Here is a 17,906-nt window from a genome sequence, read left to right as displayed (position 1 = left end):
TTTGCGTTAGATCCGGTGTGGTGCAATCGCGAGCAAGCTCGCTCCCACAGGGGATCTCCTGTGAACACAAAATTCGTGCCCACCAAAGATCAACTGTGGGAGCGAGCCTGCTCGCGAAGAGGCCCTGACAGCGAGCGAAGTTCTAAACCTTCGGCATAGTCGCCAGCATCGAAGGCCGCTGACTCACCTCAAAGTACCAGTTCGCCAGCTTCGGATTCGTCGTGCGCCATTCCAGATCCGGATGGCGCAAATCCAGGTAACCCAACGCACAGGCAACACTGATCGCCGCCACATCGAAATGGCTGGTCAGCTCGGCAATCGCGTCCGCTTCCAGCAATGCCAGGCCGCGACGAATCTTCTCGCGCTGGCCATCGAGCCATTCGTCCCAGTGTTTTTCCGGGGCACGCAGGGCGACTTCATAACGAATCAGCACCGCAGCGTCCATGATCCCATCGGCCAGGGAGGCCAGGGTCAGGCGCCGCCAGCGGGCTGAGCCGTCGCGCGGTATCAGCGGGTTGCCGACGTGCTGGTGGTCGAGGTAATCGAGGATCACCCGGCTGTCATGGATGACGTTGCCATCGGCCAGGCGCAAGGCCGGAATTTTACCCAGCGGATTGTCTTCGTTGAGTATCAGGTCCGGGCTGACCGGTGTGAGCACGCAGTCTTGCAGCGCCACGCGGTCCTGTTGACCGGTTTCGTGCAGCAGCACCATGACTTTGCGAACGAAGGGTGACAAAGGATTGTGGAACAGGGTCATGCTCGGGGCGGACATTGGCAGCGTCTCGGTATGGGGCAGTGCTGGGCAGCATAGCGCGTTGATCCGGGAGCTCAAACGGTCGGCAATCGAACCCAAAGCGGATGTCGTCGTGTGACTGCAGCGATCTGTGGCCCTGTAGCAGCTGCCGAGCAGCGCGAGGCTGCGTCCGGCTGCGCAGCAGTCGTGAATCCTGCGACCGAGTTGTTTCAGACAAATCGCGTTTGCCGGACTGCGGCCGCTGCGCCGCCGGACGCAGCCTCGCGCTGCTCGACAGCTGCTACAGGAGTCCGTCAATCGATTTGGATCAGCGGCGTTGCAGCAGGCCGCGCAGGGCAAGGGCGGCGGGAACGCCCAGGCCCAGCCAGCTCAACGCGTCCCACACGCCATCCCCCAGTAACGCGGCAAACAACCCCGCGGCGCTGAGCAGGGCGATGACTGTAGGGGTGGAGAAGACCTTCCAGAAATTCGACTGCCGCGGCCTCATGCTGGACTCTCCGCGTTGTCGAGTACCGGTTTCGCAGCCTTGCGCCGCACCACCCACAGGTAAACCCCGCTCCCGAGCACGATGATGGTCAGCCCATCCAGGATCGCCCAGAGGATCTTCATCGGCATGCCGCCGTAATCGCCGAAGTGCAACGGTTGAGACATGCCCATGGCGTCCATGTACCACGGGCGTTCGGCCACGGCGGTGACTTGCAGGGTACTGGCGTCGATCAGCACCGGTGTCAGCAGGTGCGAGGTCAGGTGAGTGCTGCCTTTCATGAACACCGCGTAATGGTGTTCGCTGGAGAAGCGTGTGCCAGGGAAGGCAATGAAGTCCGGCTGCATGCCCGGTGCGACTTCCTTGGCGATGTCGAGCAAGCGGGTCGCGGGCGCCAGTTGTGTCAGTGGCGGTGCGTCGCGGTACGGCGCGACCATCGCGCTCAGGCTGTCGTTGCGCCAGGCGGCGATCAGCAGGTCGGCGCAGGCGCTGATGACGCCGGTGACGCCGACCACCAAGGCCCAGGTCAGCGTCACCACGCCGATCAAATTGTGCAGGTCGAGCCAGCGCAGGCGGGTGGATTTGTCCTGGCGCACGGTGGCAAATTTCAAACGGCGCATGAACGGCAGGTACAGCACCGTCCCGGAGACAATCGCCACCACGAACAGAATCCCCATGAACGCCAGCAGCAACTTGCCCGGCAGACCGGCGAACATGTCCACGTGCAGGCGCAACATGATCATCATGAAGCCGCCGTTGGCCGACGGCATCTCCAGCGCTTCGCCGGTGCGGGCGTCGAGCATGAAGGTGTGAGACGAGTTCGGTTCGGTGCCGGCGGTGGCCGCCATGATCGTAATCGCGGCGTTGGGCTCTTCTTCGTCAAAGCCGAAATACTGCATGACCTCGCCGGGCCGATGCTTTTCTGCCGCCCGCACCAACTGCTGCAAATTCAGCAGCGGGGTGTCCGCCGGCATCGCCTTCAGTTCAGCGGCATCGCCCAGCAAGTGGTCGATCTCGTGGTGAAAGATCAATGGCAGGCCGGTCAGCGCGAGCATCAGCAGGAACACGGTGCAGATCAGGCTGGTCCAGGTGTGGACGAAGGACCAGCGGCGAATTGTTTTGCTTTTCATTTCATAGCCTTCAGAAATACCAAAGCCGTCCATGTCGGACGGCTCGGGACTTGGGCGTGCAAGGTCAGGCCATTACCACTTGTAAGTGGCACTGGCGACGACGCTGCGTTGGTCGCCGTAATAGCAATAGAAACTGTCGCACGTGGAGATGTAGTCCTTGTCGAACAGGTTGGTGGCGTTCAGTGCCAGGGAGGCACCTTTCAGGCTGTTGTCCAGACGACCCAGATCGTAATGAACCGCCGCATCGAACACCGTGTAAGCGTCGGCCTTGCCCAGCCAGGTGTTGCCCTGATCGCCGTAGGTATTGCCGGTGTAGCGAGCGCCGGCGCCGATGCCGAAACCGTCCAGCACGCCGTTGTGCCAGGTGTAATCGGCCCACAGCGAAGCCTGCTGGTTAGGCATCAGTTGCAGACGATTGCCTTTGAAATCGCCTTTCTGCACTTCGGATTTTGCCAGGGTGTAAGCGGCGATCACCTTGAGGTTTTCGGTGACGTCGGAGACCGCTTCCAGTTCCAGGCCTTTGACTTTCACTTCACCGGTCTGGCTGGTGATCGAAACGTTGTCCGAGTTGGTCGTGGTGACGGAGACGTTTTTCTGGGTCAGGTCGTAGACCGCAGCGGTCAACAGAGTGCTGCTGCCAGGCGGTTGGTACTTGATGCCCAGTTCCCACTGTTTGCCTTCGGTCGGCTTGAACGAATCGGTCGGCGATGCCGTGGCGTTGCTGGTCGTCTGGAACGACTCGGCGTAGGACAAGTAGGGCACGAAGCCCGAGTCGAATACGTAGCTGATCGCCGCGTTGCCGCTGAAGTTCTTGTCGCGCTCGGTGTTGGTGGCATCGCCTTTGTTGAAGAACCTGGTGCCGGTGTGGACCCAGTCTTCACGACCACCCAACGTCAGACGCCATTGGTCGAGGGCCATCTGGTCCTGGACGTACAGTCCGGTCTGGTAAGTCTTCTGGTCGTAGTCATAGAACGCCGCCGAACGTGGCGGACGAACAATGGGCTGGCCATAGATCGGGTTGTTGACGTTGGTGGTCAGACCGTCACCGAAGATCGAGGTGTAGTTGGTGTTGGTGCGCTGGTGATCGAGGCCGATCAACAGGGTGTGACGGATGTCGCCGGTCGCGAAGTCGCCCTGGAAGTTGTTGTCCACGGCGAACTGGCTGATGTCCTCGTCGACACTGGTGCTCGAGCGGCCAACGTTGCCCTCGGCATCGACCTGGGTGAACGGGTAGGCGCCGGGGGTGAGGGCCTGGAAGGACAGGTCCGATTTGGTGTAGCGCAGGTTCTGCTTGAACTGCCAGACATCGTTCAAACGATGTTCAAAGGCGTAGCCCAGTGCGTAATAGGTGCGGTCGTAAAATTCCCAGTCCGGGTCGCCGAGGTTCTTGTGATGGGAAATCTTGCCGAGTGGCGAATGGATCTTGGTGCCTTGCACCGGCAAGAACTGGCTGGTGATGCCGGTATCGTCGCGGGTGAATTGCGTCAGCAGGGTGAGCCGGGTGTCTTCGTCGATGTTCCAGGTCAGGCTCGGCGCGATGTTGTAGCGCTTGTTGTCGACGTGGTCGATCTGCGTGCCGCTGTCGCGCACCACACCGCTCAAACCGTAGAGGAACTGGCCTTCGTCGTCGATCTTGCCGGTGCTGGCGAAGTTGATCTGGCGATGGTTGTCACTGCCGTATTGCACTTGGATTTCGCTGCTCGACTCGGCGCTGGGACGACGGCTGACCATGTCCAGCAAGCCGCCTGGCGGGGTCTGGCCGTAAACCGACGAGGCCGGGCCGCGTAGTAGGGCGAGGCGGTCGAGGTTCCAGGTTTCCTGTTTCGGGTTGGCGTACACGCCTTTTGGCAGTGGCAGGCCATCAAGGAATTGCGTCGGTTCGAAACCCCGCACGCGCAGCCAGTCGGCACGGGTGTCGCTGCCGTAACTGCTGGCGACGATGCCGGGCATGTAGCGCACGGCGTCATCGAGGCTATGCACATTGCGGTCGTCCATTTGCTCGCGGGTGGCGATCGAAATCGAGCGAGGAGCTTCGACCAGCGCGGTATCGGTCTTGGTGCCGGCGGCGGTGCGGGTCGCCAGGTAACCTTGCACCGGTCCCCAGGCACTTTCGGTGTTTTCCACGCCAATGACGGCGGTTTCCGGCAGGGCCATCACGCCTTCAGGCACGGCCACCAGGCTATAAGTGCCAGCGTTGCTTTGTTCCAGTTGCAGACCGGTGCCGCGCAAGGCTTCACGCAGAGCGCCGGCTGCGTCGAACTGGCCTTTGACCGGCGCCGAGGTCTTGCCCGCTGCCAGTGAAGGATTCAACGACAGCGCCAGACCCGCCTGGCTGGCGATCTGGTTCAGGGTGCTGGCCAAGGGCGCGGCCGGCAGGTTGTAGGCACGAACGCTGGACGCCTGTTCAGCGGCCATCAGCTGGCTGCTGGCCAGAGGGGCGCAAAGGGCAATGACAATCGCCAGCAAACTGGGGCGCAACACGGTGTCTAGCGAACGGGACATACAGCGGCTCCTGAATGGAAATATTTCTCAATTGCCTAGGTGCCGCACGAGAATCCGAAAGTGATAGGGCTGATTGAAAATAATTTCGATTCAGTGAATGCCCGCCTTTGTAGGAGCCGTGTAGGAGCTGTCGAGTGAAACGAGGCTGCGATCTTTTGACTTTGTTTTTTTAGGAGCAGATCAAAAGATCGCAGCCTCGTTTCACTCGACAGCTCCTACGGGTTTGACGTCAGCCTTCGCCACCGTCACCCACCACGGCGTGTGCTGTTCGATCTGCACCGGCAGGGTCGGCAGCAGGGCGCTCAGGGCCAGATCGGTGTCGTGCAGCGGGAAGCTGCCGGTGATCCGCAGGTCGGCAATCTCCGGCGCCACGCCCAGATGCCCGCGGCGGTAGCGACCGAGTTCATGAATCAGGTCCTCCAGCCGTGTGTTGTCCACCACCAGCATGCCGCGGGTCCAGGCATCGGCGCCGAGGTTGAGCGCGACGATCGGCCCGAGGCCATTGCTGCGCATCAGGACTTGTTGGCCTTCACGCAGAATCTGCTCTTCAGGACTCGACTCGGGATGGGCCGCTACCGCCGATTTCAGCACGCTCAGGCGCGTACCTTCTTCTTCGCGCTTGACCAGGAACCTTGTCCCCAACGCGCGCAGGCTGCCTTCGCGGGTTTTGACGATAAACGGCCGGGTGTCGCCATGGCCGGTTTCGACGAGGATTTCCCCTTCCTGGAGGATGATCAGCCGTTGTTTTTCGTCAAAACGCACATCCACGGCACTGTGGGTGTTGAGGTTGATCAGCGTGCCGTCGGTCAGGCGCAGGGTGCGTTGCTCACCGGTGGCAGTGCGCTGGTCGGCCAGCCAATAGTCGATCGGCAGGTAACGATCACCGGCGAACAACGCCAACCCGATCACCGCGACGATGCTGGCCACGCCGCTGCCGAGTTTGCGCACACGCCGGCGAATGCTTTCGCGCGATTGCAGTAAAGCAGTGCGAGCCGGGCCGCTGGCAACGCTGAAGCGCTGGTCGAGCATGCCCAGTTGGCGCCAGGCCCGCGCATGTTCTTCGTGGGCGGCGTGCCATTTGGCGAACTCTTCGCGCTCCACCGGGTTGCCGGAGTCCAGGGACAACTGCCAGGCAATCGCGGCATCCAGCACCTGCGCCGAGACGGGTTTAGAGCTGACCGGGCTCATACCGGCTCACCGTACAACGCGATGTAGCACTGACGAATGCCCTGGGCGAGGTACTGACGCACTCGGGGAACGGACACGCCCAGGCGCTGGGCGATTTCGGCGTGGCCGAGGCCGTCGAGACGGTTATAGAGAAACGCTGCCCGGGCTTTGCTTGAGAGCTTGCCAAGCAGGCGGTCGATGGCTTTGAGGTCTTCGAGAATCAGTTGCTGTTCCTCCACCGACGGTTGTTCACCTGCGGGGATCAGCATCAGTTCAGTGAGGTAGGCCTGTTCCAGCGCGGCGCGGCGGAAATAGTCGAACAGCAGACCCTTGGCAATCGCCACCAGAAACGCGCGCGGTTCGCGCGGCTCCTTCAGCTCTTCACGACCCAGCAAACGCACGAAAGTGTCCTGACTCAGGTCTTCGGCCCGTTGCGGGCAGGCCACATTGCGTCGCAGCCAGGCCAATAGCCAACCGCGATGGTCGCGATACAACGCACCAACGAGCTCACTTTGAGGGCTTTGGACTGACGACACGCAGCATCACCGATTGGGAAGTATTAACTAACGAGAATTGTTCGCGATTGTGGCAGAGGCGGGGGAGGTAAGCAATTGGCGCTGGTCGGGTGGAGGGTAACGTCTGCATATCGGCGCAAATCCCTGTAGGAGCTGCCGAAGGCTGCGATCTTTTGACTTTGATTTTTTAAGATCAAAAGATCGCAGCCTTCGGCAGCTCCTACAGGGGGGGCGGTGGCTGTCAGAAAGAGGGCGCTCGCTGTCTGCGCTTCCACTGATTCAACCGCTGCTGCAGATTCAACGGGCTATGAATCTGCAGCTGCCGCGCCCGGCTGAACAGAATCAACGCCAGCTCAGCGGTGGCCAGCGCATCGGCACTGGCATTGTGGCGCTCGAACACTTCCAGTTTGAACCAGTCGATCCACTGATCCAGCCCGGCATCGCGAATGTGCGCCTGGGGGCAAAGTAGCGGTGCGATTTCAGCCACATCCAGAAACGGATGCTGCAATTTGTAGCCCAGATGATCTTTCAAGGCGCGCCCGAGCATGTGCTGATCGAATGGCGCATGAAACGCCAGCACCGGGCTGTCGCCGACGAACTCCATGAATTCGACCAAGGCCTGAGCAGGGTCGCTGCCCGCGGCAATTGCACTCGGTCCCAGGCCATGGATTAACACGCTGGGAGCCAACTTCATGTCGGCGCATTGCAACGTGCGTTCGAACTGCTGACTGAAGTCGATGGCCCCGTCCTCGATCACCACCGCGCCGATGGACAACACCCGATCCCTGTTCAGGTTCAATCCGGTGGTTTCCAGGTCGAGCACCACCCAGCGCTGTTCGCGCAGGCTGCACTCGCCCAGCTCTGCCGCCGAAGGCAAGCGTTGCAGACGTTGTTGAAGTTCACCGGGAAGGCTCGGACCTGCCGGGCGCAGCCATGAAAACAGGCTCATAGCTGATACCGCAGGGCCAGGCTGCTTTGCAGGCGTTGTGCCTGGCGCAGGGATTCACGCAGGATCCGTCGATCCAGATGATTGAGGCTGTCTGGATCGACCCGGTTGGAGTAGGGCAAGTTCTCCCGAGTCTGTAGCTGATGTTGCTGCATGCGGGCTTGCTGGATGAAGTGATAGGCCTCTTCGTACGCCGCACCGTCCAGCCGTTCGATGACTCTTTTGTCCACCAGTTGGCGAAAGCGCTCCAACGTGTTGTTCGCCTCGACCCCATGGGCCAACGCGAGCAGTCGGGCACCGTCGACAAACGGCGTCAGCCCCTGGACCTTCAAGTCCAGGGTGGCTTTCTCGCCATTCTTGCGAGCCAGTACGAACTCACGGAAACGTCCTACGGGCGGACGGTTGCGCAGGGCGTTCTCGGCCATCATCCGTTGGAACAGACGGTTGTCATTCACCTGATCGAGAATGCCCTGACGCAGCTGCTCGCAGCCTTGCTCGTCGCCCCAGACCACCCGCAAGTCGAAATAAATGCTCGAACCCAACAGGTTCTCCGGCGTGGCCTCGCGGATAAACGCCGCAAAACGTCGTGACCACTCGGCCCGGGACAGACACAGCTCAGGGTTGCCGGCCATGATGTTGCCCTTGCACAGGGTGAAACCGCAGAGCGCCAGGCTTTGGTTGATCTGCTGGGCAATGGGCAGCAATTTGCCGCGAATCTCGGCGGCGTGGGCCGCGTCCCGGGCTTCGAACAGAATGCCGTTGTCCTGATCGGTGTGCAGCGTCTGTTCGCGGCGGCCTTCGCTACCGAAGCACAGCCAGCTGAACGGAATTCCGGGGTCGCCTTTCTCGGCGAGGGTGAGTTCGATCACCCGGCACACGGTGTGGTCGTTGAGCAGGGTGATGATGTGCGTGATCTGGGTTGAAGAGGCGCCGTGGGCCAGCATGCGCTCTACCAATTGGCCGATCTCGCCGCGCATCGCGACCAGATTTTCCACCTTCTGGGCGCTGCGGATAGTCCGCGCCAGATGCACCAGATCGACCCGTTGCAGGGAAAACAGATCACGTTCCGAGACCACGCCACACAGGCGATGATCCTTCACCAGACAGACGTGGGCGATGTGCCGTTCGGTCATGGCAATTGCCGCATCGAAGGCGCTGTGGTCCGGCGACAGGTAAAACGGCGCCCGGGTCATGTGGCGCTCGATGGCTTCGTTGAAATCGTTAGTGCCGTCGGCCACCACATGGCGCAGGTCGCGCAGGGTGAAAATCCCCAGCGGCGCTTTATGTTCGTCGACCACCACAATGCTGCCGACCTGCTGCTCATGCATCAGGGTCACGGCTTCACGCAGTGGCGTGGTCGGGCTGCAGGTGACCGGATGGCGCATGGCCAATTCGCCCAGACGGGTATTGAGCGAGTACTGGGTGCCGAGAGTTTCCACGGCTTTTTGCTGGACTTGCTGGTTGACCTGATCCAGCAGGCTGCTCACGCCGCGTAGGGCAAAGTCGCGAAACGCGTTGGAAATCGCGAACAGTTTGATGAACGCCAGCTTGTTCAGCTGTAGGCAAAAGGTGTCTTCGGAGGCCAGATGTTCGGTACGAGTCGCACGCTCACCCAGCAGGGCGGCGAGGGGGAAACACTCGCCGGTGGTGATTTCGAAAGTGGTTTCGGTGCCGCCCTTGGCCGTATGGGGGCGTTCACCCACGACCCGGCCTTGCTTGACGATGTAGAAATGCTCAACCGGGCCGTCGGCGGGCTTGAGGATGCTCTCGCCGGGCGCATAAAAACGCAGCTGACACTGTTCGACCAGGTACGCCAGGTGGGCGTGTTCCATTTGATTGAAGGGCGGGAAGCGCTGAAGGAATTGCAAAGTGCCCTGGATGTTTTGCAACACCGCGGTTTTCCCTGCCTGTGTGAAGGCGTCCTCTTTACTCATAACCATTACCGCAATCTTTTTTGAATTGTTGTTGTCGGATGACTCAGCCATGGTCGGCCCCTGCGCGCGGGGTGCCCATTGGACGTAAGTCTAGGTAGGCAGTGAAGCTGTCGGTATTTGGGAAATGTCTGACGCAACTGTGGGAAAAACCTCCTACATTGGCTATAGGAAAACTTTCCGACGAAGTGCACCCTGAAGGTCTGCTGGGTGATGTCACACGGAAGTGATAGCAATTGGATTGAAAACGTAGAGAAAGCTATGTCCGACCACGATATTTTGAGTGACGCCGAGCGCGAGGCGCTGAGTGCCGTCATGCTGGAACCTGACTTGCCGCCGCAGCGGGTGCTGATCGTCGACGACGATAAAGACGCGCGCGAGTTGTTGTCGGAGATTCTGGCCCTGGACGGAGTGCGCTGCATGACCGCCGCCAGTGGCGAAACTGCACTCAAGATGCTGGAGACGACGCCATCGATTGGCCTGGTGATTACCGATCTGCGGATGGGAAATGTCGATGGCCTGGAGCTGATCCGCCAGGTTCGTGAGTCGGTTCGGGCGGCAATGCCGATTATCATCGTGTCCGGTGACGCTGACGTAAAAGATGCGATCGCCGCGATGCATTTGAGCGTAGTCGACTTCCTGCTCAAGCCTGTCGATACCGGCAAGCTGTTGGCGCTGGTCAAGCATGAGTTGGGAATGGATGTGTAAATTGTTAAAGGATCAAAAGATCGCAGCCTTCGGCAGCTCCTACATGGGATTGCGTACATCTGTAGGAGCTGCCGAAGGCTGCGATCTTTTGACTTTGCTTTAAACGGAAAGGCCCTGATCTTTCGATCAGGGCCTTTTTTGTCCGGCGTCAGCGCTTAGTTACAGGCCATTGGCAGCCTTGAACTCGCGGCGGCGACGGTGCAGGACCGGCTCGGTGTAGCCGTTCGGCTGCTTCGTGCCTTCGACCACCAGTTCGACTGCCGCCTGGAAGGCGATGTTGCTGTCGAAGTCAGGTGCCAGCGGACGATACAGCGGGTCATTGGCGTTCTGACGGTCAACCACTGGCGCCATGCGCTTGAGGCTTTCCATGACCTGATCTTCAGTGACGATGCCGTGACGCAGCCAGTTGGCGATGTGTTGGCTGGAAATCCGCAGCGTCGCACGGTCTTCCATCAGGCCGACGTCGTTGATGTCCGGCACTTTCGAACAGCCCACGCCCTGGTCGATCCAGCGCACCACATAACCGAGAATGCCCTGGGCGTTGTTGTCCAGTTCGTTCTTGATCTGCTCTGCAGTCCAGTCTGGATTGACGGCCAGCGGGATGGTCAGGATGTCATCCACCGAAGCGCGCGCACGTTTGGCCAACTCGGCCTGACGGGCGAACACATCGACCTTGTGGTAGTGCAGCGCATGCAGCGCAGCAGCGGTCGGCGATGGAACCCATGCAGTGTTGGCACCGGCCATCGGGTGAGCGATTTTCTGTTCGAGCATCGCTGCCATCAGGTCCGGCATGGCCCACATGCCTTTACCGATCTGCGCACGACCTTGCAGGCCGGTGCTCAAACCGATATCGACGTTCCAGTTCTCGTAGGCGCCGATCCACTTCTCTGCCTTCATGTCCGCCTTGCGCACCATCGGGCCGGCTTCCATGGAAGTGTGGATTTCATCACCGGTACGGTCGAGGAAACCGGTGTTGATGAACACTACACGCTCGCTGGCAGCCTTGATGCAGGCCTTCAGGTTGACCGTGGTACGGCGCTCCTCGTCCATGATCCCGACTTTCAGCGTGTTGCGCGGCAGACTGAGTACTTCTTCGATGCGACCGAACAGCTCGTTGGTGAACGCTGCTTCTTCCGGGCCGTGCATCTTCGGTTTCACGATGTAGACCGAGCCGGTGCGGCTGTTCTTGCGCGAGTTGTTGCCGTTGAGGCTGTGGATAGCCGCGAGGCTGGTGACCAGACCGTCGAGGATGCCTTCCGGCACTTCGTTGCCCTCTTTATCGAGGATCGCGTCGATGGTCATCAGGTGACCGACGTTGCGCACGAACAACAGCGAGCGACCGTGCAGGCTCAATTCGCTGCCATCGAGGGCGGTGTAGTTGCGGTCGGCGTTCATGGTGCGGGTAAAAGTCTGACCGCCCTTGGAGACTTCTTCCGACAGATCGCCCTTCATCAGGCCGAGCCAGTTGCGGTAGATCACCACTTTGTCATCGGCATCGACGGCAGCGACGGAATCTTCGCAGTCCATGATGGTGGTCAGCGCGGCTTCCATCAGGATGTCTTTGAGGCCGGCAGCGTCGGTCTGGCCGACCGGGGTGCTGGCGTCGACCTGGATTTCGAAGTGCAGGCCGTTGTTTTTCAGCAGGATCGCGGTCGGTGCGGCTGCATCGCCGTGGAAACCGATCAGCTGTGCATCGTTGCGCAGGCCGGTGTTGCTGCCGCCTTTAAGGGCGACCACCAGTTTGCCGTCAACGATCTTGTAGCCGGTGGAATCGACGTGAGTGCCGGCAGCCAATGGCGCCGCTTCGTCGAGGAAGGCGCGGGCGAAGGCGATGACCTTGTCGCCGCGAACCTTGTTGTAGCCTTTGCCTTTTTCCGCGCCGCCAGCTTCGCTGATGGCATCGGTGCCGTAGAGCGCGTCATACAGCGAACCCCAACGGGCGTTCGAGGCATTGAGCGCGAAACGGGCGTTCATCACCGGAACCACAAGCTGTGGACCGGCCATGCGGGCGATTTCGTCATCGACGTTTTGCGTCGTTGCCTGGAAATCAGCCGCTTCTGGCAGCAGATAACCGATGTCTTGCAAGAAGGCTTTATAGGCCACGGCGTCGTGTGTCTGACCGGCACGGGATTGGTGCCAGCCATCGATACGAGCCTGGAAATCATCGCGTTTGGCGAGTAGGGCTTTGTTCTTCGGCGCCAGGTCATGAATGACCTTGTCGGCACCGGCCCAGAACTTATCGGCGGTGAGGCCGGTACCGGGAATGGCTTCGTTGTTCACGAAGTCGAACAGGACTTTGGCGACCTGCAGGCCACCGACTTGAACGTGTTCAGTCATTGCTTGCCTCACTCTGCTCAGCTATTTCGCTTTTCAGCTCTTCAATTTAACAATGAAGCCTCTGGCATTTAAACCACAAACCTTTCGACCAGTACATGCCATTGCGGGCGGCTGGGTTATGACCAATCAACGGCGTTGAGGCCTTGCTGACGGGGCTTTCAGGGTTGTGGCTGCACCTGCGGCAGACATCGATCCAGCGTTATGTAGTGCGCGCTGCGGCATACTACATGATGAATTGCGCTTGTGAAAATTAGACTAATTACGTCGTTCTGCGACGCCATGACGCATTGCGGTCACGACGGGGAACGGGATGTTCTCAAAAAACTATTGGATTGTTCCAGTTAAATATAAAAACTTGTACACGATTTGTTTTTCCTACTAGACCGGCGGTGCCCCATTCGCGAGCAGGCTCGCTCCCACAAAGGCCTGCGCGGATCCTGTGGGAGCGAGCCTGCTCGCGAAGGCGTCAGCCGATTCAGCGCAGCAACCACCTTTGCCTATACTTCTTTTTCTATAACAAAAGAGGGCTGCGCCATGGACCACCTCGTACTCACTGTATTCGCTCCGGACAAGCCAGGGCAGGTCGAGCGCATTGCCCAATGCATCGCCGAGCACGGCGGCAACTGGCTGGAGAGCCGCATGTCACGCATGGCCGGGCAGTTCGCCGGGATTCTTCGGGTGGGCGTGCCGGCCGAGGCTTACGACGAATTGGTAGATGCCTTACAGGCGTTGTCCGCCCATGGCATTCGCGTGCTGATTGCCGAAAGCGGCATCGAGCAATCTTGCACCTGGAAACCGATTGCCATGGAATTGGTGGGCAATGACCGCCCGGGGATCGTACGCGACATCACGCGTCTGCTGAGTGAACAGGGGGTGAACCTGGAGCGTCTGGTGACCGAAGTACGTCCGGCGCCGATGAGCAGCGAGCCTTTGTTCCACGCTGAAGCGATTCTCGCAGTGCCCTTGACGCTATCCTTGGACGTGCTGCAATCGCGCCTGGAAACCCTGGCGGATGATTTGATGGTCGAATTGGTGCTGCGCAGTGAACCCTGAACAGGTTATCCAAGTTATACGTGCACCTGCCTGTGGATAACCTGTAGAGACCGTCCTCTAGGCCACGTCGGCCGGGACTCTTCAGGAACTGATCAAAAAACCAGCAGTTTCAGGGACTTGCGCACAAACGCCGGGGATCACGTTGTGGATAACCTTGGGAAGGATCGATGCAGGCCACGAGATTCGTGGCTTGCAGAGTTTTGTGCGTTTTTTGATCAGCTGCGGCGGCGCAGACTTATCCACGCGTCGATGCTGTAAACCGCCAGGCCCGCCCAGATAAAGATGAACGCGATGAGTGTGCTCGACGACAAATGTTCGCCAAACAGCAGAACGGCTTGCAACAGCACCAATGTCGGCGCCAGGTACTGGAGAAATCCCAACGTCGTGTAGGGCAAATGCCGTGCAGCGGCGTTAAAACACACCAGCGGCACCAGCGTTACCGGACCGGCCGCTACCAGCCACCAGGCTTGGGATGTGGTCCAGAACTCGGGCTGCGCACTGGCGGCTGTCTGATTGAACAGCAACCACGCGACGGCAATCGGCACCAGCATCCAGGTTTCCACCACCAGCCCTGGCAGCGCCTTGACCGGCGCTTGCTTGCGGATCAATCCGTAGAAACCGAAGGTCAACGCCAGCACCAACGACACCCACGGCAGACTGCCGACTTGCCAGACCTGTTGCGCGACGCCGACTGCTGCCAGGCCAACCGCCAGCCATTGCATGCGCCGCAGTCGTTCGCCAAGGATCAGCATGCCCAACAGCACGTTCACCAGCGGGTTGATGTAATAACCGAGACTGGCTTCGAGCATGCGCCCGTTGTTCACCGACCAGACGTAGGTCAGCCAGTTGGCGGCGATTAGCGTGCCGCTCAGGGCCAGGATCGCCAGGCGTTTCGGGTTATCACGCAACTCGCGCCACCAGCCCGGATGTTTCCACACCATCAGCAGCAAGGCGCCGAACAGCGCGGACCAGAGCACTCGGTGGATGATGATCTCCACGGCGGGCACGCTGGCGATGGCTTTGAAGTAGAGCGGGAAAAGTCCCCAGATGATGTAGGCACTCAGGCCCAGGATATACCCGCGACGCGGGTTGGCGGCTTGCATGCAGAATCCTTGCTTAGGCAGCTAACAAAGAGGGGATTGTAAGGAGAATTGTCTACGGATGTCCTACCTGATTAGGTTGGGCAATTGTGAACACAATACCTGTGGGAGCGAGCCTGCTCGCGAAGAGGACAGGTCAGTCGATATCAATGTCGTCTGACACACCGCTTTCGCGAGCAGGCTCGCTCCCACATTTGGATCTGTGTTGGTCAGAAGAGCTTCAGCGGTTCTTCGTTCAGTGCAGCCAGTTGCTCACGCAAGGCCAACACCTGGTCGCCCCAATACCGTTCACTGCCAAACCACGGAAAACTGTGCGGGAACGCCGGGTCGTCCCAGCGGCGGGCGAGCCAGGCGCTGTAGTGCATCAGGCGCAAGGCGCGCAGCGGTTCGATCAGCGCCAGTTCCCGCGGATCGAAATCGTGGAACTCACTGTAGCCGTCCATCAATTCCGACAACTGACCGAGACATTCCTGACGATCACCCGCCAGCATCATCCAGATGTCCTGCACCGCCGGGCCCATGCGGCAGTCATCCAGGTCGACGATGTGGAACATCTCGTCGCGGCACATCATGTTGCCGGGGTGGCAGTCGCCGTGCATGCGGATGTTCTTGTGCGGCGTGGCCTTGTAGACCTCTTCCACCCGCTTGAGCAGGTCGCGGGCGACGGACTCGTAGGCTGGCAGCAGACTTTTGGGTACGAAATTGCCTTCGAGCAATGTCGTCAGCGAGTCATGACCGAAGTTTTTCACGCCCAGCGCTTCGCGGTGTTCGAACGGTTTTGTAGCGCCGACGGCGTGCAGGCGACCGAGCAGTTGCCCCAGGCGATACAACTGATCGAGATTGCCGGGCTCCGGCGCACGGCCACCACGGCGGGGGAACAGGGTGAAGCGGAAACCGTTGTGTTCGTGCAGGCTGGCACCGTTGTGAATCATCGGCGCGACCACCGGCACGTCGCACTCGGCGAGTTCGAAGGTGAATTGGTGTTCTTCGAGAATCGCTTCGTTGGTCCAGCGCTGCGGACGGTAGAACTTGGCGATCAGCGGCTCGGAGTCTTCGATACCGACCTGATAGACGCGGTTCTCGTAGCTGTTGAGCGCCAGAATGCGCGCGTCGCTGAGAAAGCCGATGCTTTCGACGGCATCGAGCACGAGGTCTGGGGTGAGGGTTGCAAACGGGTGGGCCATGCTGACTCCTGCGCGCAGCAGGCTGCCGCGTCCGGCCAAGCATGGTAGCGCAGACGGGGGGTCTTTAGGGCCTGGCCTTGAGATGAGTGGTGTTTGGGCTGACGCTTTCGCGAGCAGGCTCGCTCCCACAGGAGATTTGCGGTGTGCCACAGATCCAATGTGGGAGCGAGCCTGCTCGCGAAGAGGCCCGATCAGGCGCCGACGATCCCACCGTCCTCACGGGAAATCGCCATCACCGAAGACCGCGGCTTGCCATTCGGCAAATGCTCAGGGAACGTCGACCCGCCGTTTTCCCCCGGATGCTGAATCCCGACAAACAAGGTCTTCTGGTCTGGCGAGAAGCTGATTCCTGTCACTTCGCAGCCCACCGGCCCGACCATGAAGCGGCGGATCTCCCCGGTTATCGGGTCGGCACACAGCATCTGATTGTTGCCCATGTCCGCGAAATCACCGGCATTGCTCGAATCGCCATCGGTGAGAATCCACAACCTTCCGGCCTTGTCGAAACCCAAGCCGTCCGGGCTGTTGAACATGTTCTGCGGTGTGATGTTCGACGAACCGCCCTTCGGCGTGCCGGCGTGGACGCCCGGGTTGCCCGCGACCACAAACAGATCCCAGGCAAAGCTTTTCGAGCCGTGATCGTCACGGTCAGTGCGCCAGCGCAAAATCTGCCCGTAGACGTTCTTCTCGCGCGGGTTCGGCCCGCCCACCGGTTGCCCGTCCTCGCCACGCTTGGCGTTGTTGGTCAGCGTGCAATAGACCTGGCCATCCTTGGGGCTGACGACGATCCATTCCGGGCGGTCCATGCGCGTAGCTTTCACCACGCTGGCTGCGAGGCGGGCGTGAATCAACACTTCGGCCTGATCGGCGAAACCGCTGCTGGCGTCGATGCCGTTTTTGCCGTGGGTCAGTTCGATCCATTCGCCCTGGCCTTTTGGGTGATCGGCATTGCCGTCGCCCGCATCGAAGCGCGCCACGTACAAGGTGCCGTGGTCCAGCAGATCGCGATTGGCCTTGGGGCTTTTGTGGTTGATCTTGTCGCGGCTGACAAATTTGTAGATGAACTCGCCGCGCTCATCGTCGCCCATGTACACCACCGCGTGACCGTCACTGGTTTCGGCCAGGGCGGCGTTTTCATGTTTGAAGCGGCCCAGCGCAGTGCGTTTGACTGGCGTCGATTGCGGGTCGAACGGGTCGATTTCCACGACCCAACCGTGACGGTTGAGTTCGTTGGGGTTTTTCGCCAGGTCGAAACGCTCGTCGTGTGGGTGCCAGTTGATCTCTTTACTGGCCGCCACCGCGCCGTAGCGTTTCTGTGCGGCGTCGAACTTTTGTTCGGCATTGCTGCTGCCGAAGCAGTCGGTGAAGTTTTCTTCGCAGGTCAGATACGTGCCCCACGGCGTCTTGCCGTTGGCGCAGTTCTGGAAGGTGCCAAGGACGTTCTTGCCGTGCGGATCAGCGCTGGTTTTCAGCAGTTCGTGGCCGGCGGCCGGACCGCTCAGGCTGATCGGCGCGTTGCCGTGAATGCGTCGGTTGTAGCGTGAGCCCTGGACGAAATGCCACTGGCCGTTCTTGCGCTGCACTTCGACCACCGACACGCCTTCACAGGCCAGTGCCTTGCGCACGTCAGCAGCCGATTGCGGCATGCCGCCGTGGGCGTAGAGGTAGCGATAGTTGGTGTATTCGTTGTTGATCGCCATCAGCGCCCGGTTATTGTCACCGGGAAATTCGAACAGGCTCATGCCGTCGTTGTTGTCGCCGAACTGGACTTCCTGATGTTCGGCCGTGCCGTTGCCGCTCGGGTCGAACGCCGGGCCGTTCTTCTGCAGGGGTTGGCCCCAACTGATCAATACCGAAGATTTGTAACCTGGCGGCAGGGTGATGGCGTCGCTGGTGGCGGCGGGAATACTGTCAAAACCCAACAGTTTGCTGGAGCCGGCGCTGACGCTGGCGGCCAGCACGCTGCGGCTCAGCAGGTTGCCGCCCAGGAACATTGCTGCACCGCAAAGGGCGCCGGCGCTGATGAAGCCTCGACGGCTGAGGCCGACCATGTTCTCGAGGTCGGTGGATTGGTTGTCTTCTAATAGGCTCACAT

At 60.2% G+C, this 17,906-nt stretch carries 14 protein-coding genes; 2 read left to right on the top strand and 12 right to left on the bottom strand.

All coding sequences use genetic code 11. From position 1 onward, the window contains the following. Window positions 1–142: 142 nt before the first annotated feature. The 8 genes from EAH74_RS00500 to EAH74_RS00465 all read right to left on the bottom strand — a co-directional run bounded on the left by EAH74_RS00500 (window position 143) and on the right by EAH74_RS00465 (window position 9,438). Window positions 143–772 carry a glutathione S-transferase gene (locus EAH74_RS00500; RefSeq protein WP_140674743.1) on the bottom strand — a complete coding sequence of 210 codons (630 nt, stop codon included), beginning with the start codon at window positions 770–772 and terminating at the stop codon, window positions 143–145. Between the two features lie 289 nt (window positions 773–1,061). Next, complete coding sequence (locus EAH74_RS00495; RefSeq protein ID WP_140674740.1) at window positions 1,062–1,241, bottom strand: hypothetical protein; 180 nt, start codon at window positions 1,239–1,241, stop codon at window positions 1,062–1,064. Next, window positions 1,238–2,368: a PepSY-associated TM helix domain-containing protein gene (locus EAH74_RS00490; protein WP_140674737.1), complete on the bottom strand. Its 1,131-nt coding sequence runs from the start codon at window positions 2,366–2,368 to the stop codon at window positions 1,238–1,240. Before EAH74_RS00490 ends, EAH74_RS00495 begins: the two co-directional genes overlap by 4 nt. Window positions 2,369–2,440: 72 nt before the next feature. Beyond that, window positions 2,441–4,870: a TonB-dependent siderophore receptor gene (locus EAH74_RS00485; RefSeq protein WP_140674734.1), complete on the bottom strand. Its 2,430-nt coding sequence runs from the start codon at window positions 4,868–4,870 to the stop codon at window positions 2,441–2,443. 201 nt (window positions 4,871–5,071) lie between these two features. Then, the gene (locus tag EAH74_RS00480; RefSeq protein WP_140674731.1) at window positions 5,072–6,058 is read right to left on the bottom strand and encodes a FecR domain-containing protein; all 987 of its coding nucleotides are present in this window, start codon (window positions 6,056–6,058) and stop codon (window positions 5,072–5,074) included. Further along, entirely contained in the window at window positions 6,055–6,573 is a 519-nt protein-coding gene (locus EAH74_RS00475; protein ID WP_033053398.1) for an RNA polymerase sigma factor, read from the bottom strand. The genes EAH74_RS00480 and EAH74_RS00475 overlap by 4 nt, the downstream gene beginning before the upstream one ends. A gap of 220 nt (window positions 6,574–6,793) precedes the next feature. After that, entirely contained in the window at window positions 6,794–7,501 is a 708-nt protein-coding gene (locus tag EAH74_RS00470; RefSeq protein ID WP_140674728.1) for a 3'-5' exonuclease, read from the bottom strand. Continuing rightward, window positions 7,498–9,438 carry a putative nucleotidyltransferase substrate binding domain-containing protein gene (locus EAH74_RS00465; RefSeq protein WP_140676132.1) on the bottom strand — a complete coding sequence of 647 codons (1,941 nt, stop codon included), beginning with the start codon at window positions 9,436–9,438 and terminating at the stop codon, window positions 7,498–7,500. Before EAH74_RS00465 ends, EAH74_RS00470 begins: the two co-directional genes overlap by 4 nt. A 252-nt stretch (window positions 9,439–9,690) precedes the next feature. On the opposite strand from EAH74_RS00465, the gene EAH74_RS00460 reads away from it, so the two are divergent. Continuing rightward, window positions 9,691–10,137 carry a response regulator gene (locus EAH74_RS00460; protein WP_140674725.1) on the top strand — a complete coding sequence of 149 codons (447 nt, stop codon included), beginning with the start codon at window positions 9,691–9,693 and terminating at the stop codon, window positions 10,135–10,137. Between the two features lie 159 nt (window positions 10,138–10,296). On the opposite strand, the gene EAH74_RS00455 is transcribed toward EAH74_RS00460, so the two are convergent. Next, window positions 10,297–12,474 carry a malate synthase G gene (locus EAH74_RS00455; protein ID WP_140674722.1) on the bottom strand — a complete coding sequence of 726 codons (2,178 nt, stop codon included), beginning with the start codon at window positions 12,472–12,474 and terminating at the stop codon, window positions 10,297–10,299. Between the two features lie 534 nt (window positions 12,475–13,008). On the opposite strand from EAH74_RS00455, the gene EAH74_RS00450 reads away from it, so the two are divergent. Then, on the top strand, window positions 13,009–13,527 hold the full coding sequence (locus EAH74_RS00450) for a glycine cleavage system protein R (RefSeq protein WP_007947710.1): 519 nt from the start codon (window positions 13,009–13,011) through the stop codon (window positions 13,525–13,527). 215 nt (window positions 13,528–13,742) lie between these two features. On the opposite strand, the gene rarD is transcribed toward EAH74_RS00450, so the two are convergent. The 3 genes from rarD to EAH74_RS00430 all read right to left on the bottom strand — a co-directional run bounded on the left by rarD (window position 13,743) and on the right by EAH74_RS00430 (window position 17,904). After that, on the bottom strand, window positions 13,743–14,630 hold the full coding sequence (gene rarD / locus EAH74_RS00445; protein ID WP_140674719.1) for an EamA family transporter RarD: 888 nt from the start codon (window positions 14,628–14,630) through the stop codon (window positions 13,743–13,745). Window positions 14,631–14,836: 206 nt separating this feature from the next. Next, entirely contained in the window at window positions 14,837–15,811 is a 975-nt protein-coding gene (locus tag EAH74_RS00435; RefSeq protein ID WP_076029509.1) for a serine/threonine protein kinase, read from the bottom strand. 191 nt (window positions 15,812–16,002) lie between these two features. Beyond that, window positions 16,003–17,904, bottom strand: coding sequence for a PhoX family protein (locus tag EAH74_RS00430; RefSeq protein ID WP_140674716.1), 1,902 nt, complete (start codon window positions 17,902–17,904; stop codon window positions 16,003–16,005). Window positions 17,905–17,906 lie beyond the last annotated feature (2 nt).

Source organism: Pseudomonas mandelii, assembly GCF_006438925.1.
GTDB classification, from domain to species: domain Bacteria; phylum Pseudomonadota; class Gammaproteobacteria; order Pseudomonadales; family Pseudomonadaceae; genus Aquipseudomonas; species Aquipseudomonas mandelii_C.
The sequence above is the reverse complement of the archived record's forward strand: the minus strand, read 5'-3'. Positions and strand labels throughout refer to the sequence as shown.

What these genes read in the sequence shown, in the direction of transcription:
- EAH74_RS00500 (WP_140674743.1), bottom strand. Translation starts at nt 772, where the DNA reads ATGTCCGCCCCGAGCATGACCCTGTTCCACAATCCTTTGTCACCCTTC.
- EAH74_RS00495 (WP_140674740.1), bottom strand. Translation starts at nt 1,241, where the DNA reads ATGAGGCCGCGGCAGTCGAATTTCTGGAAGGTCTTCTCCACCCCTACA.
- EAH74_RS00490 (WP_140674737.1), bottom strand. Translation starts at nt 2,368, where the DNA reads ATGAAAAGCAAAACAATTCGCCGCTGGTCCTTCGTCCACACCTGGACC.
- EAH74_RS00485 (WP_140674734.1), bottom strand. Translation starts at nt 4,870, where the DNA reads ATGTCCCGTTCGCTAGACACCGTGTTGCGCCCCAGTTTGCTGGCGATT.
- EAH74_RS00480 (WP_140674731.1), bottom strand. Translation starts at nt 6,058, where the DNA reads ATGAGCCCGGTCAGCTCTAAACCCGTCTCGGCGCAGGTGCTGGATGCC.
- EAH74_RS00470 (WP_140674728.1), bottom strand. Translation starts at nt 7,501, where the DNA reads ATGAGCCTGTTTTCATGGCTGCGCCCGGCAGGTCCGAGCCTTCCCGGT.
- EAH74_RS00465 (WP_140676132.1), bottom strand. Translation starts at nt 9,438, where the DNA reads ATGGTTATGAGTAAAGAGGACGCCTTCACACAGGCAGGGAAAACCGCG.
- EAH74_RS00460 (WP_140674725.1), top strand. Translation starts at nt 9,691, where the DNA reads ATGTCCGACCACGATATTTTGAGTGACGCCGAGCGCGAGGCGCTGAGT.
- EAH74_RS00455 (WP_140674722.1), bottom strand. Translation starts at nt 12,474, where the DNA reads ATGACTGAACACGTTCAAGTCGGTGGCCTGCAGGTCGCCAAAGTCCTG.
- EAH74_RS00450 (WP_007947710.1), top strand. Translation starts at nt 13,009, where the DNA reads ATGGACCACCTCGTACTCACTGTATTCGCTCCGGACAAGCCAGGGCAG.
- rarD (WP_140674719.1), bottom strand. Translation starts at nt 14,630, where the DNA reads ATGCAAGCCGCCAACCCGCGTCGCGGGTATATCCTGGGCCTGAGTGCC.
- EAH74_RS00435 (WP_076029509.1), bottom strand. Translation starts at nt 15,811, where the DNA reads ATGGCCCACCCGTTTGCAACCCTCACCCCAGACCTCGTGCTCGATGCC.